The 750-nt window shown below is 60.9% G+C and carries 1 protein-coding gene; it reads left to right on the forward strand.

Going from position 1 to position 750, the window contains the following annotated elements; genetic code table 11:
- Positions 1-25 precede the first annotated feature (25 nt).
- The coding region (locus LOS8367_RS18600; protein ID WP_085898015.1) for a DUF1217 domain-containing protein at positions 26-750 on the forward strand (725 nt) is incomplete at its 3' end.

Here is a 750-nt window from a genome sequence, read left to right on the forward strand (position 1 = left end):
AGGCCTCCGCGTCCATGGCCGCCGAATGATCTCGCTTTCGGGCCTCAACGCCCGGATGGGCCTGCAGCTGGTGGACGCCACGCGCGACCGCCAGCTCGAGATGATCCGCAGCAGCGCCGAGCACAGCCGCGCCATTGAGGCGTTCGAGGAGCGCATTGGCGACATCAAGACGGTCGACCAGCTGATGGAGGACCGGGAGCTCTATGTCTTCGTGATGAAGGCGTTCGATCTTGAGGACCAGATCTTCGGGAAGGCGATGATCAAGAAGCTGCTCAAGAGCGACTCCGAAGATTCCAGTTCCCTGGTCAATCGCCTGACCGATCCGCGATTTGCAGACCTCTATAAGAACCTTGGCTTCAAGGACGAGGGAACCCGGAACACGCTGACCAACTCCAGTTTCTGGCGCAAGACGATCGTCGACAAATACGTCGAACAGCATTTCGAGAATGCCCAGGCCGACCAGAACGAGACGGTCGGCACCGTGCTGGAGTTCCGCCGCAAGGCGGGCAGCATCAAGAGCTGGTACGACGTGCTCAAGGATTCCGACCTGACGGAGTTCATGCGCACCTCGCTCGGGGTGCCTGCGAGCGTCGCGGGTCTCGACATCGACAAGCAGGTCGAGCTGTTCAAGGCGAAGTTCGACCTCACCAAGCTCAAGGACCCGGACGAGCTTGCGAAGCTCGAGCGGACCTATGTCGCGATCTCTGACACGAAGTCCGGCGTCAACAGCTCGACCAACGCGGCGCTTGC

Origin of the sequence: Limimaricola soesokkakensis (assembly GCF_900172345.1) — a bacterium.
GTDB lineage: Bacteria > Pseudomonadota > Alphaproteobacteria > Rhodobacterales > Rhodobacteraceae > Limimaricola > Limimaricola soesokkakensis.